9 protein-coding genes and 1 pseudogene are annotated in these 12,492 nt (G+C 66.2%); 5 read left to right on the forward strand and 5 right to left on the reverse strand.

Features of this window, described 5'->3' with window-relative positions:
• Window positions 1-20: 20 nt before the first annotated feature.
• Window positions 21-302, reverse strand: coding sequence for a hypothetical protein (locus Q0326_RS05665; protein WP_298688025.1), 282 nt, complete (start codon window positions 300-302; stop codon window positions 21-23).
• Window positions 303-412: 110 nt separating this feature from the next.
• Between Q0326_RS05665 and Q0326_RS05670 the strand changes: the two genes are divergently transcribed.
• From Q0326_RS05670 to Q0326_RS05680, 3 genes and pseudogenes are all read left to right on the forward strand, one after another.
• Window positions 413-2,479: a S9 family peptidase gene (locus Q0326_RS05670; protein WP_298688027.1), complete on the forward strand. Its 2,067-nt coding sequence runs from the start codon at window positions 413-415 to the stop codon at window positions 2,477-2,479.
• A 73-nt stretch (window positions 2,480-2,552) separates the two neighbouring features.
• Complete coding sequence (locus Q0326_RS05675) at window positions 2,553-2,963, forward strand: thioesterase family protein (RefSeq protein ID WP_298688029.1); 411 nt, start codon at window positions 2,553-2,555, stop codon at window positions 2,961-2,963.
• Between the two features lie 100 nt (window positions 2,964-3,063).
• Window positions 3,064-4,727, forward strand: a pseudogene (locus tag Q0326_RS05680) (peptidase S10).
• A 112-nt stretch (window positions 4,728-4,839) separates the two neighbouring features.
• On the opposite strand, the gene Q0326_RS05685 reads toward Q0326_RS05680, so the two are convergent.
• Genes Q0326_RS05685 through Q0326_RS05695 form a run of 3 tightly spaced genes read right to left on the reverse strand, consistent with a single transcriptional unit; the run spans window position 4,840 to window position 7,827 of the window.
• Window positions 4,840-5,871, reverse strand: a complete 1,032-nt coding sequence (locus Q0326_RS05685) for a response regulator (protein ID WP_298688031.1) — start codon at window positions 5,869-5,871, stop codon at window positions 4,840-4,842.
• Window positions 5,871-6,320, reverse strand: a complete 450-nt coding sequence (locus Q0326_RS05690) for a response regulator (RefSeq protein ID WP_298688034.1) — start codon at window positions 6,318-6,320, stop codon at window positions 5,871-5,873. The genes Q0326_RS05685 and Q0326_RS05690 overlap by 1 nt, the downstream gene beginning before the upstream one ends.
• 4 nt (window positions 6,321-6,324) lie before the next feature.
• Window positions 6,325-7,827 carry an ATP-binding protein gene (locus Q0326_RS05695; RefSeq protein WP_298688036.1) on the reverse strand — a complete coding sequence of 501 codons (1,503 nt, stop codon included), beginning with the start codon at window positions 7,825-7,827 and terminating at the stop codon, window positions 6,325-6,327.
• Between the two features lie 203 nt (window positions 7,828-8,030).
• Between Q0326_RS05695 and Q0326_RS05700 the strand changes: the two genes are divergently transcribed.
• Window positions 8,031-9,947: a potassium transporter Kup gene (locus Q0326_RS05700; RefSeq protein WP_298688037.1), complete on the forward strand. Its 1,917-nt coding sequence runs from the start codon at window positions 8,031-8,033 to the stop codon at window positions 9,945-9,947.
• Between the two features lie 125 nt (window positions 9,948-10,072).
• On the opposite strand, the gene Q0326_RS05705 is transcribed toward Q0326_RS05700, so the two are convergent.
• Window positions 10,073-10,720, reverse strand: coding sequence for a glutathione S-transferase N-terminal domain-containing protein (locus tag Q0326_RS05705; protein WP_298688039.1), 648 nt, complete (start codon window positions 10,718-10,720; stop codon window positions 10,073-10,075).
• A 114-nt stretch (window positions 10,721-10,834) separates the two neighbouring features.
• Here Q0326_RS05705 and Q0326_RS05710 point away from each other — a divergent pair.
• On the forward strand, window positions 10,835-12,492 hold a 1,658-nt coding region (locus Q0326_RS05710; protein ID WP_298688041.1), incomplete at its 3' end, for a DEAD/DEAH box helicase.

A 12,492-nucleotide genomic window follows, 5' to 3' on the forward strand; every position in this document is an offset into this window, starting at 1 on the left:
TTCCGCTTAACGGCAAAGCCTCACTCGGCTTGACGCTTGCCCTCGCCGTCCGGCCGCTCGAAGTTCGGCACGACCTGTTCGAGGAAGGTCCAGGCGCGGAAGCGGTCCTGGTCCGACTGCAGCTCGACGACGATCGTCGTGGCGGTCTTGAGAAACTCGTCGTCGTCGAGCTTGCCGATGGCATGGAGCTGGGCGATGAGCTTGAGGATCAGGTTCACTGCGAGCCGCCCCTCGGTCACCGCCTCCTCGATCGGCAGGATGCGCGTCTCGAGATCCGGCTGCTTCTGCTCGTCATCCGCCATCTGCTTATTCTCCAGTCTGTCGCCGCCGAACGATCATAGGTCGCGCAGGGTCCCTCAGGTCGTCGGATGGCCGCTTGCACATGCGGCGGGGCGACCCCACAAGACGCCGCATGATCGATCCTGCCCGACTTCCCGCGCCGCCGCGGGCGAACCAAATCTCCCACAGCTACGAGCGCCACGGCCGCACCGTCACCGACGACTATGCGTGGCTCAAGGACGCCGGCTACCCTCAGGTCACCGACGAGGCCGTGCTCTCCTACCTCAAGGAGGAGAACGCCTATTTCGAGGCGGCGATGGCGCCGGTCCGGCCCTTGGTTGACACGCTGTTCGCCGAGATGAAGGGGCGGATGAAGGAGGACGATTCCTCCGTGCCGCGCAAGGACGGCGAATGGCTCTATTGGTGGGCGTTCCAGACCGGGGCGCAATACCGCTGCTGGTGGCGCCGCCGCGCCGACGGATCGGGCGGAGACGAAGTGCTGCTGGACGAGGTCAGCGAGGCCGAAGGCCACGACTATTTCCGGCTCGGGGCGCTGTCGGTCAGCCCTGACGGCCGGCTGCTGGCGTGGACCGCGGACGCCAGCGGCGCCGAGCGTTTCACGCTACGCATCCGCGACCTGGCGACGGCCGGCGACATCGAGACGGTGAGCGAAATCGTCAACGGCGGCGTGGTGTGGGGCACGGGTTCGGACATCGTCGCCTATACCGAAGTCAACGACAATTGGCGGACGTTCCGCGCGCGGGCACACACGCTCGGCAGCGATGCGGCGGGCGATCCGACGCTGTACGAAGAGACCGCCGACATCGGCTTCAACGTCCATCTCGGCCGCACCCACGACCGCCGGTGGATCATCGTCGGCACCAACGATCATGAGACCAGCGAGCTGCGCCTGCTGCCCGCCGACGATCTCACCGCCGAGCCGCTGCTGGTCTCGCCCCGCCAGGCGAAGCGCCAATACAGCATCGATTCCGCGCACGAAAAATTGTGGATCCTGACCAACGACGACCACGTCAATTTCCGCCTTGCCTCGGCAGATCCGGCGGCGCCCGGGGACTGGACGACGGTGATCGCGGGATCCGACAGCGTCTATCTGCGCGGCGTCACCAGCTTCGCGCGGCATCTCGTCGTCGAGGAGCGCGTCGACGGGCTCGATCAGGTCCGGCTGCGGACCTATGATGGCGACGGGCATCGCGTCGCCTTCCCCGAGGCGAGCTATACAGCGGGGCTCGGCACCAATCCGGAATTCGACACGCCCGACTATCGCATCGGCTATGCTTCGATGGTCACCCCGGGCACCGTCTACGATTATGATCCCGACGCAAAGACGCTGGCCGTCCGCAAGGTGCGCGAGGTGCCCTCGGGCTACGACGCCGCGCTCTACGCGACCGAACGGCTGATGATCCCCACGCGCGACGGCAAGAACGTGCCGGTCTCGATCGTGTATCGCAAAGGGTTCGAGAAGACCGCTCGCGCCCCACTCTATCTCTATGCCTATGGCGCCTATGGCTTCGCCTTCCCGCCGGGCTTTTCCGCCGATCGCCTCAGCCTGCTCGATCGCGGCTGGGCGTGCGCGATCGCGCATATCCGCGGCGGCGACGATCTCGGTTACGGCTGGTATCTCGACGGCAAGGCCGAGGCGCGCTGGAACACCTTCCACGACTTTTCGGATGCCGCGAAGGGGCTCGTCGAGGCGGGCTTCGCCTCTCCCGGACGGATCGCGATCCAGGGCGGCTCGGCGGGCGGCGAGCTGATGGGCGTCGTCGCCAATACCGATCCCGAGCTGTGGGGCGCGATCGTCGCCGACGTGCCGTTCGTCGACGTGCTCAACACGATGCAGGACGAGAGCCTGCCGCTCACCCCCGGCGAATGGCCCGAATGGGGCAATCCGATCACCGACCCGGCCGCCTTCGACCTCATCGCCAGCTATTCGCCCTATGATAATGTCGCGGCGCAAAATTATCCGCCGATGCTGATCACGGGCGGCCTCAACGATCCGCGCGTCACCTATTGGGAGCCTGCGAAATGGGCGGCGCGGCTGCGCAGCGTCAAGACCGACGCCAACCCGTTGCTGCTCAAGATCAATATGGGGGCCGGGCACGGCGGCAAGTCGGGTCGCTACGAGGCGATCACCGAGAAAGCCGAGGCCTATGCGTTCATGATCGAGGCGCTCGGGACGTGAGCCACCCGCCCATACTTCCAACCCCGTTCGTCCTGAGTGCGAACGGGTTTTGGGATGCCGATAGGTTCAGAGCATGATCTCCCGCCCCGTCTTCGAAACCAGCTTCGAGGCGACGCCTGGCGACATCGACGAACTTGGCCATGTCAACAATGCCGTCTGGGTGCGGTGGATCCAGGAGGCGGCGGTCGCGCATTGGTATGCCGGCGCACACCCCGCGCATGTCGCCACCTATGTGTGGGTCGTGATGCGCCACGAGATCGACTATCGCCGCGGGCTGGGCCCGGGCGGCAGGGTCACCGCACGCACCTGGGTCGAGGGCAGCCCGGTCGGCGCGCGATTCGACCGGATCGTCGAGTTCGTCGGCGACGACGCCGCCAAGCCCTATGTCCGCGCGCGCACGACCTGGGCAATCCTGGATCGCGCGACCGGCCGACCGGTACGTATCCCGAGCGAGGTGGCCGCGCCGTTCCTGTCGGCGGCCTGAACAAAGCGCTTGCCTTCCCGATCTCTGGTCGCTGTATTGCCGGGGTGGAGCGGGCGCCGGGGGGCGCGGTCCACGCATGCTCCGACAGACAGGATCCTCGATGCGCTATCGCTTCCGCTTGCCCCTCCTCGCGCTCGCCGCCACGCTGAGCTTCCCGGCGCTTGCCGCCTCGCCAAAGCCCACCGATGCCAAGGGCGACAAGCCCGACATCGCCAAGGCGCACCAGCAGGAAAAGGAGGACGCAGCCGAGGCCGGCTGGATCAAGCCGCCCGTCGACGAGCAGGCGGTCGCGACGCACCATGTCGCGCAGACCCAGGCGGGTGCGATCAAATATACCGCGACCGCCGGCACGCTCACGATCCGCGACGACGACGCCAAGCCGATCGCCTCGGTCTTCTACGTCGCCTACACCGCCGACGGCGTGAAGGACTATGCCCACCGCCCGGTCACCTTCTTCTACAATGGCGGCCCCGGCTCCTCGACCTTGTGGCTCCACATGGGCAGCTTCGCGCCCGACCGCGTGCAGACCGCCAACCCCGAATATATCCGCCCCGCCCCCTATGCGTTCGGCGCCAACCACGACACGCTGCTCGACAAGTCCGACCTCGTCTTCGTCGACGCGATCGGCACCGGCTATTCGCGCGCGCTCGGCGACAAGAAGGACAAGGATTTCTGGGGCGTCGACCAGGATGCCGACGGTTTTGCCCGTGCGATCATGCGCTACGTCACGCGCAACGCCCGCTGGCAGTCCCCCAAGTTCATCTTCGGCGAGAGCTACGGCACGACGCGCTCGGGGGTGCTCTCCAACATGCTGCAGGAGCGCGGCATGGCCTTGAACGGCGTGATCATCCTGTCGTCGATCCTCAACTACGGCGTCCGCCAGCCGGGCTTCGACAATGTCTATGTGAGCTATCTGCCGAGCTATGCGGCGACCGCCTGGTATCACCACAAGGTGCCCAACCCGCCCGCCGACGTCGCCACCTTCGTGCAACAGGCGCGCGAATTCGCCGCGGGCCCCTATTCCGCCGCGCTCGCGCAGGGCTCCGCCCTGGATCCGGCGACGCGCGACCGGATCGCGCAGCAGCTTTCCGGCTTCACCGGATTGTCGGTCAGCTATCTGCTCGCCGCCAACCTGCGCGTCGATCTCGGCCGCTTCGAGAAGGAGTTGCTGCGCGACCAGCGGCTGACCACCGGCCGCTACGACAGCCGCTACACCGGCATCGACGCCGACGCGGCAGGCGAGCGCCCCGAATATGACGCGTCCGACACCGCGATCAGCGGCGCGTTCATCGCCAGCTTCCAGGACTACATGCAGCGCGATCTCCACTACAAGACCGACATGCCCTACCGCGTCTCGGCCTATGGGCTCGACGCTTCAAATGGGATTTCCAGCACAAGGCGCCGGGCAACAGCGGCGGGCGCGGATCGCAGACCACGCCTGACGTCGCGATCGACATCTCGGCGGCGATGCGCACCAACCCCTATCTGCATCTGCTGTCGCTCAACGGCTATTATGACATGGCGACGCCCTTCTTCGGCACCGAATATGACCTCAAGCATATGGGGCTTGATCCGGCGCAGTCGAAGAATGTCGAGTTCCGCTATTATCCGTCTGGCCACATGGCCTATCTCAACCCCGACGCGCTCCACATGCTCCACCGCGACCTTGCCGCTTTCTACGACGAGACGGTGCGCAGCGCGGAGACGGGACGGCCGCACGGCAAGCCAATGCTCAGCGGCGGCGGCGCGGGTGGGCCGAGCTGATAGGCCAAACCCTCTCCCTCAGGAGAGTCTACAACCTCGGGGCGGGATGCGACGCTGAAGCGTCGCTCCCCCTACCCCGACCCTTTGGCCAACGGGAAGAGGGCGTTTCCCTTCAGCACGCTGCGCTGAGCACCGCTCGCACGCCGCTGTGTGCGGGGTCGTAGACAAGCTCCGCCTGAAGGCTCTGCGCCATCGCGCGGATGACCTTGGTGCCGAGCCCGGTGCCCTTGGGCCGGGCCCCCGCCTCAATCCCGCAGCCATCGTCCTCGACATGCAGGACGAAGCGATCCTCGCCGTCGCGGACCAACGCGATGCGGACCTCGCCCGCAGCGGTTGGCGCATAGGCATATTTGCACGCATTCGAGACGAGCTCGTTGACGATGACGCCGAGCGACACCGCACGGTCGGTCTTCATCCGGATCGGCTCGCTCGCGAGCGTCAGCCGGCGCGGCGCGGTCGGGGTCGACCAGGTTTCCTGCAGTTCATCGATCAGCGCCGACAGATAGTCGTCCATCGCGACCGCATCGACGCCGTCACCGGTGTAGAGCCGCCGGTGAACCTGCGCCACTGCCTGGATCCGCCGTTGCGTGTCCTGGAGGGCCGCCTTGGCGATCGGATCGGGCAAGGCCGCCGACTGCATGTGGACGAACGCGGAAACCAGCTGCAGCGAGTTGGCGACGCGGTGGTTGACCTCCTTGAGCAGCGTCTCGAGCCGCGCATTGGATTGGCGCAGATCCTCGTCGAGCGCGGCCTTGTCCTCGGCAAGTTTGCGCGTCGCGAGCGCCTGGGTGAAGGCGCTGTCGAGCAGCGAGAAGAAATCCTCGCCGATCGATTTCACGACATAGTCGACCGCACCCGCCTTGAGCGCGGCGACCGCGATCCGGCTCTCCTCCGAACCCGTCACATAGACCACCGGTGGCGCGTTCGGCAGAGCACGCAGCTCGGCAAGCGTCGCGAGCCCGTCCTGTCCCGGCATGAAATGATCGACCGCGATCAGGTCGAACGTCGCGGCGGTCGCCTTGTCGACACCTTCCGGCCCACTCATCGCGGTCTCGACGATATAGCCCAATCTTTGAAGCGCACGCGTCGCCAGCCGGCACAGACCGGCATCGTCGTCGATGTATAGGACGCGCGCGGTCGCCATCAGGCGTCGGGCTCGATCACCGGGACCTGGATCACCGACAGGAACAGCCCAAGCTGACGGATCGCGGTGGCGAAATTCTCATAGTCCACCGGCTTGGTGATGTAGACGTTCGCGCCGAGATCGTAGCAGCGCTGGATCTCGATCTTGTCGTCGGTCGTGGTCAGCACGATCACCGGCGTACGCCGCAACGGACTGGCCTCGGCCTTGATCCGGATGAGGATGTCGGTGCCGCTCATATCGGGAAGGTTGAGATCGAGCAGGATCAGTGCCGGACCGTTCAGCGCCGGGCCTTCGGGCGAATTGTAGAGATAGTCGAGCGCCGATGTGCCGTCGGTGAAATGCCGGATGTCGTTCGAGATGCCGGCGCGCCGGATGTTCTTCTCGATCAGGCGGGCATGGCCCTCGTCGTCCTCGATCATGACGATGTTGACGGGCTGATGCGTGTTCACAGGGTCATCCTTGGTTAACAACGGGTTGCGCAGGAATCGACAGGGTGAAGGTGGCCCCCTCGCCCAAAGCAGAGCGGCAGTCAATCAGGCCGCCCAGCCGATAGGCCAGTGCGCGGACGTGCGCGAGACCGATCCCTTCGCCAGGTTGGTCCTGCTGGCCCGATCGACGGAACAGGTCGAAGATACGATCGTGATCGCGCGGATCGATACCACGGCCATTGTCGGCGATATCGATGACGACGCGGTCGCGGTCGGTCCGGGCCGAGACGATGATCCGGCCCGGCCGCCCCGGCTGAAGGTATTTGACCGCGTTTTCGATCAGATTGGACAGGATCTGTTCGACCGCAAGCCGATCGGCGACCAGCGCCGGCATCGGCCGCTCGATCGTCACCATCGTGCCAAGCGCGTCGAGGCGGTGCTGCAGCGTGGCGACGATCGTCTCGGACAGCATCGCGAGATCGACGGCCTCGGGCAGCAAGGTCCGGCGCCCCTCACGCGAGAGCCGCAAGATGGCGTTGATCAGCCGGTCCATCTTCTGCGTCGAGGTCCGGATGAAGCGGATCGACTCCGGCAGATCCTCGCGCGCCGCGGTCGTCGCATCGGGATCGCTCAGATGCGGCGCTTCGAGCGCGACGCGATCGACCAGCGCCGCCAACGGCCGCGTCGCCGCCTCGAGCTCGCCGGTGAAGCCCATCACATTGACCAGCGGCGAGCGCAGATCATGGCTGACGATATAGGCGAAACGCTGGATCTCGTCGTTGGCGCGGGTCAGTTCGTAGGTTCGCGCCCGGACCCGATCCTCCAACTCCTCCGCCAGCGCCCGCTCGGCGTCACGGGCCTCGACGAGGCTGCGCGTGTAGCGTCGCAGGATGGCGATCGACAGCAGCGCGACCACGATCGCAAGCACACCGAACGCCGTCAGGATCGCGAATAGCACACGCACCGTCTGACGCTGCGCGGCGATCCGCAGCACGAGCAGACGATTCTCCTCGGCTCGCATCGCGTCGGTCGTCCAACGCAGCTGGCGGGTAAGGCCAAGTGCCGAATCATGGTTGAAGGCGGCGATCGCTGCAGCAGGGTCGTGATCGGCGAGGACGATCGACGCGGACTGAAGACGGAACTGCTCTGCAACCAGTCGCTCGACCAGTGTGAGGTTCGCCTGCTGCACCGGATTGTCGGTGGTGAGCCTGCGGATCTTTTCGATCAGCAGCGGCTCCGCCCTTACTGTATCGAGAAACGTCCGTTTGGCCAGAGCCCTATGCGACAGCAGATAGCCGCGCCGCGTCGCCTCCAGCCGCTCGACCAGCACGCGCAGCGTCGACACACGCTGCTCGACCTCATAGGTGTGCTCGACCCAGCGTGCATGATCCTGTGCCCGCACGACGGTCCAGCCCGCAGCCGCCGCCGAGCCGATCAGCGCGAGGAATCCAAGCGACACGCAGGCCAGCACGAAGCGGCTGAACTGGCGCTCCGATCGGAGCAGAGGGATGGTCCAATGCGTGCGCACCGCGGCAGGCGTTATCAGGCGCCGCGCCAAAAGCAACGGCGCGCGTCGGTAATCCTTCGTCCATGCGACGCCGACGCCGTTGACGCGCTGCGGCACGCCGCATCGGTCGGCGCTGTTTTGGTGCTGGATTTCAAGGCTGCGACACGCCATAGCGCGCCGCCTTGCCCGCGCCTCGCGGCCAGCGCATGAGAATGCACGATCGTATGTCGGACCCGAGCCAGACGATATCCGGAACCGCGGCCGCAGATGCGGACGGGCATGAAACGCATGGCAAGCTGCTGCCGCTCGCGGTCGGCGCGATTGGCGTCGTATTCGGCGACATCGGCACCTCGCCGCTCTATTCGCTGAAAGAGAGTTTCGCGGGTCCTCACCCGCTGCTGATCGACCGGCCGCACATCTTCGGCGTGCTCAGCCTGATCTTCTGGACGATGACGCTGGTCGTCACGATCAAATATGTGTTCGTCACCATGCGCGCCGACAATGACGGCGAAGGCGGCAGCCTCGCGCTGCTCGCGTTGATCGTGCGCCACCGCGACAAGGTGAAGTGGACGCGCGGCATCGTGCTGCTCGGCGTGCTAGCCACCGCCTTGTTCTACGGCGACGCGATCATCACGCCCGCAATTTCGGTGTTGTCCGCAGTCGAGGGCATCGAGACGGTGAGCCCCAGCTTCGCGCCGTATATCGTCCCCGCCTCCTTGCTGATCCTGATCGGCCTGTTCCTGATCCAGTCGCGCGGTACTGCCAAGGTTGGGCTCGTATTCGGGCCGATCATGCTGTTCTATTTCGTCGTGATCGGCGTGATGGGCGTGTTCGGTATCATCCGCGATCCGCGGATCCTCGGCGCGGTCAATCCCTATTGGGCGCTGAACTTCTTCCTGCTCGACCCGATGCTCGCCTTCCTCGCACTGGGCTCGGTGGTATTGGCGGTGACCGGCGCCGAAGCGCTTTATGCCGATATGGGCCATTTCGGGCGCAAGTCGATCAGCATCGCCTGGCTGTACGTCGCCTTTCCCTGCCTGCTGCTCAACTATCTCGGCCAGTCGGCGCTGCTGCTCGACGACCCGTCGGCGATCGACAATCCCTTCTTCCGCATGGCGCCAGACTGGGCGCGGCTTCCGCTCGTGGCGCTTGCGACAATGGCGACGGTGATCGCCTCGCAGGCGGTGATTTCGGGCGCCTTCTCGGTGACGCAACAGGCGATCCAGCTCGGCTTCCTGCCGCGTCTCCGGATCACGCACACGAGCGCCAAGGCGGCGGGACAGATTTATGTGCCGCTCGTCAACTGGCTGCTGCTGGGCTTCGTGCTGCTGCTGGTGCTGGGCTTCCGCTCCTCGGGCAATTTGGCATCGGCCTATGGCATTGCGGTCACCGGCACGATGTTCATCACCTCGTGCATGCTCGCGGTGCTGTTGTTCACGATCTGGAACTGGAACCGCTGGGCGGCGGGCCTGATGATCGGGTCGTTCCTGATCGTCGATGGCGCCTATTTCGCCTCCAACATCACCAAAATCCCCGATGGCGGCTGGTTCCCGCTGCTGGTCGGCGCCTGCGCGTTCACGATGCTGACGACCTGGTCGACCGGGCGCCGGCTGATGCGCGAGCGGCTGTTCGAGAATGCGATGCCGCTCGAGCTGTTCATCCAGTCCGCAATGAAGTCGGTCAAGCGCGTGTCGGGCACCGCGGTGTTCCTATCCGCCTCGCCGGAAGGCGCACCGCCCGCGCTGCTCCACAACCTCAAGCACAACAAGGTGCTGCACGAGCGGATCGTGATCCTGACCGTCAAGATCATGGGCCGCCCGATCGTCGATCAGTCGGATTGCGTCGAGGTCACCGAGCTCGCCCACGACTTCTTCCGCATCGTGCTGCGCTATGGATTCATGCAGGAGATCGATATCCCGGCAGCGCTCGCGACCGCACATAAATGCGGGCCGCCGTTCAAGCTGATGGAGACGAGCTTCTTCCTCGGCCGCCAGACGCTGATCGCCTCCGAGCGGCCCGGCATGGCGCTATGGCGGGAAAAGGTGTTCGCCTGGATGATGCGCAACGCGGAAAGCGCGATGGAATTCTTCAAGCTCCCGCCCAACCGCGTGGTCGAGCTTGGCAGCCAGCTCGAGATTTGACGCGAATCTCCGTCGTCCCGGTCCGCGTCGGCAAGAGCCTCATGGACACGGAACGATCGAGACTCGGAAGCGCCTTAGCTAGATGCCCTGGGCTTCGCCTGCGAAGACGGATCCGGGTTCTTCGTTCAGCCGATCGCGGGCGGCTTGATCGCCATCCCGCGCTGCACCGCCGGCCGCGCAGCGAGGTCGGCCATCCAGCGCACGATCCCGTCTTTGCCAGCCAGCGCCTCGGCAAGCACGTCCTTCATCAGGGTCGTCGCGCCCACCATCCACGGATAGCAGGCGATATCGGCGATCGTATAATCGTCGCCCGCCAGATAGCGTGTCTCGCATAGCCGCCGATCGAGCACGCCGAGCAGCCGGCCCGCCTCCTCGGTGAAGCGTTCGATCGCGAGCGGCGCCTTGTCGGTCGAGCGCACCGCAAAAAAGCCGAGTTGGCCCAGCATCGGCCCAAGCGACCCGACCTGCCAATATAGCCATTCCAGCGTCTTCCAACGTGCATGGCCTGACGGTGCCAAAAACGCTCCGCCATGCTTGTCGGCGAGATATTCGAGGATCGCGCCACTCTCGAAGATCGACAGCGGGCCGCCCTCGGCGCCATGATCGACCAGCGCGGGGATCTTGTTGTTCGGCGAGATTGCGAGGAAGCTCGGGTCGAACTGCTCGCCCTTGGCGATGTCGACGAAGTGGAGTTCGTAGGCGAGGCCGAGCTCCTCCATCAGGATCGGCACTTTCTTTCCGTTGGGCGTCGTCCAGGTGTGCAGCACCAGCATGTCGTTGTCCTCGACCGGTTTCCCGCTATCCTAGACCCGCTGCGCAGCGATCTCCAGCGCCGGAGCGATCACGATTTCGCTTGCACTTGCCCTAGAAATCGCCATCTGCCCGCGATGCCCTTTTCCACACTCCCCGCCTCGCTCGCCGAGGCTCTAGTCGCGCGCGGATACGCCGCACCCACCGCCGTGCAGGCCGCCGTGATCGAGCCCGACGCGCAGGGACGCGATCTGATCGTCTCCGCACAGACCGGTTCCGGCAAGACGGTCGCCTTCGGTATCGCCATGGCCGAGCAGCTGCTCGACGCCGACGGCCACGCCGGCCCGTCCGGAAAGCCGGGTGCGCTGATCATCGCGCCGACGCGCGAGCTCGCGCTTCAGGTCAGCCGCGAATTGATCTGGCTCTACAAGGATGCGCGCGCCTGGGTCGCGACCTGCGTCGGCGGCATGGACGCCTCGAAGGAGCGGCGCGCGCTGTCGCATGGTGCGCATATCGTCGTCGGCACGCCCGGCCGCCTGCGCGATCATCTCGAGCGTGGCGCGCTCGACCTGTCGGGTCTCAAAGTCGCGGTGCTCGACGAGGCCGACGAGATGCTCGACATGGGCTTCCGCGACGATCTCGAGCAGATCCTCGACGCCTCGCCGGCTGCCCGCCGCACGATGCTGTTCTCCGCGACGATGCCGCGCCCGATCGTGGCGCTCGCCAAGCGCTACCAGAAGGACGCGTTGCGCATCTCGACCGTGGGCGAGGATCGCGGCCATGGCGACATCAGCTATCAGGCGGTGACCGTTGCCCCCTCCGACATCGAGAATGCGGTGGTCAATCTGCTCCGCCTGCACGAGCCCGACACGGCGATCCTGTTCTGTGCGACCCGCGACGCGGTGCGGCACCTGCACGCCAACCTCGTCGATCGCGGCTTCTCCGCGGTGGCGCTGTCGGGCGAGCACAGCCAGTCCGAACGCAACAACGCGCTGCAGGCGCTGCGCGACAAGCGTGCGCGGGTCTGCGTCGCGACCGACGTCGCCGCGCGCGGCCTCGACCTCCCCTCGCTCAGCCTCGTCGTGCATGTCGAGTTGCCCCGCGACGCCGAGGCCCTCCAGCACCGCTCCGGCCGCACCGGCCGCGCGGGTCGCAAGGGCATCGCCGCGCTGATCGTCCCCTATCAGCGCCGCCGCCGCGTCGACATGATGCTCAAAGGCGCCAAGATCGATGCCAAGTGGATGAACGCGCCGACCGTCGACGACGTGATGAAGGCGGATCGCGAGCGCCTGCTCGAGACGCTGCTGATGCCGATCGAGGTCGAGGACGAGGATCGCGTGCTCGCGGCGCGGCTGATCGCCGAGCGCACCCCCGAGGATATCGCGGCGGCACTCGTCCACGCGCACCGCGCCCGCCTGCCCGCGCCCGAATCGATGGTCGAGCAGAGCAATGACGGCCCGCCGCGGCGCGACGACCGCCAGGGCGGCGCGCGCGAGGGCGACGGCGGCGTCTGGTTCCGCATGGACATCGGTCGCGCACAGAATGCCGATCCGCGCTGGCTGCTACCGCTGATCTGCCGCCGCGGCCATATCACCAAGCAGGAGATTGGCGCGATCCGCATCGCGCAGGACGAGACCCTGTTCGAGATCGATCCCAATGCCGCGCAGCGCTTCTCCGTCGCGATCCGGAAGTCTGCGGGCCAGGACGAGAATGGCGACGTGAGCATCGTACCGGCCGGCGGCCCGCCCGCGCGCGGACCGGCTCCCCAGCGCCGTGGTCCGCCGCAGGCGGGCGC

Origin of the sequence: uncultured Sphingomonas sp., from assembly GCF_937859915.1 — a bacterium.
Classification (GTDB): domain Bacteria; phylum Pseudomonadota; class Alphaproteobacteria; order Sphingomonadales; family Sphingomonadaceae; genus Solisphingomonas.

Bases quoted from the DNA above. Each gene is read 5' to 3' on its own strand.
- Q0326_RS05705 (WP_298688039.1), bottom strand. From the start codon at position 10,720: ATGCTGGTGCTGCACACCTGGACGACGCCCAACGGAAAGAAAGTGCCG.
- Q0326_RS05700 (WP_298688037.1), top strand. From the start codon at position 8,031: ATGTCGGACCCGAGCCAGACGATATCCGGAACCGCGGCCGCAGATGCG.
- Q0326_RS05675 (WP_298688029.1), top strand. From the start codon at position 2,553: ATGATCTCCCGCCCCGTCTTCGAAACCAGCTTCGAGGCGACGCCTGGC.
- Q0326_RS05670 (WP_298688027.1), top strand. From the start codon at position 413: ATGATCGATCCTGCCCGACTTCCCGCGCCGCCGCGGGCGAACCAAATC.
- Q0326_RS05665 (WP_298688025.1), bottom strand. From the start codon at position 302: ATGGCGGATGACGAGCAGAAGCAGCCGGATCTCGAGACGCGCATCCTG.
- Q0326_RS05685 (WP_298688031.1), bottom strand. From the start codon at position 5,871: ATGGCGACCGCGCGCGTCCTATACATCGACGACGATGCCGGTCTGTGC.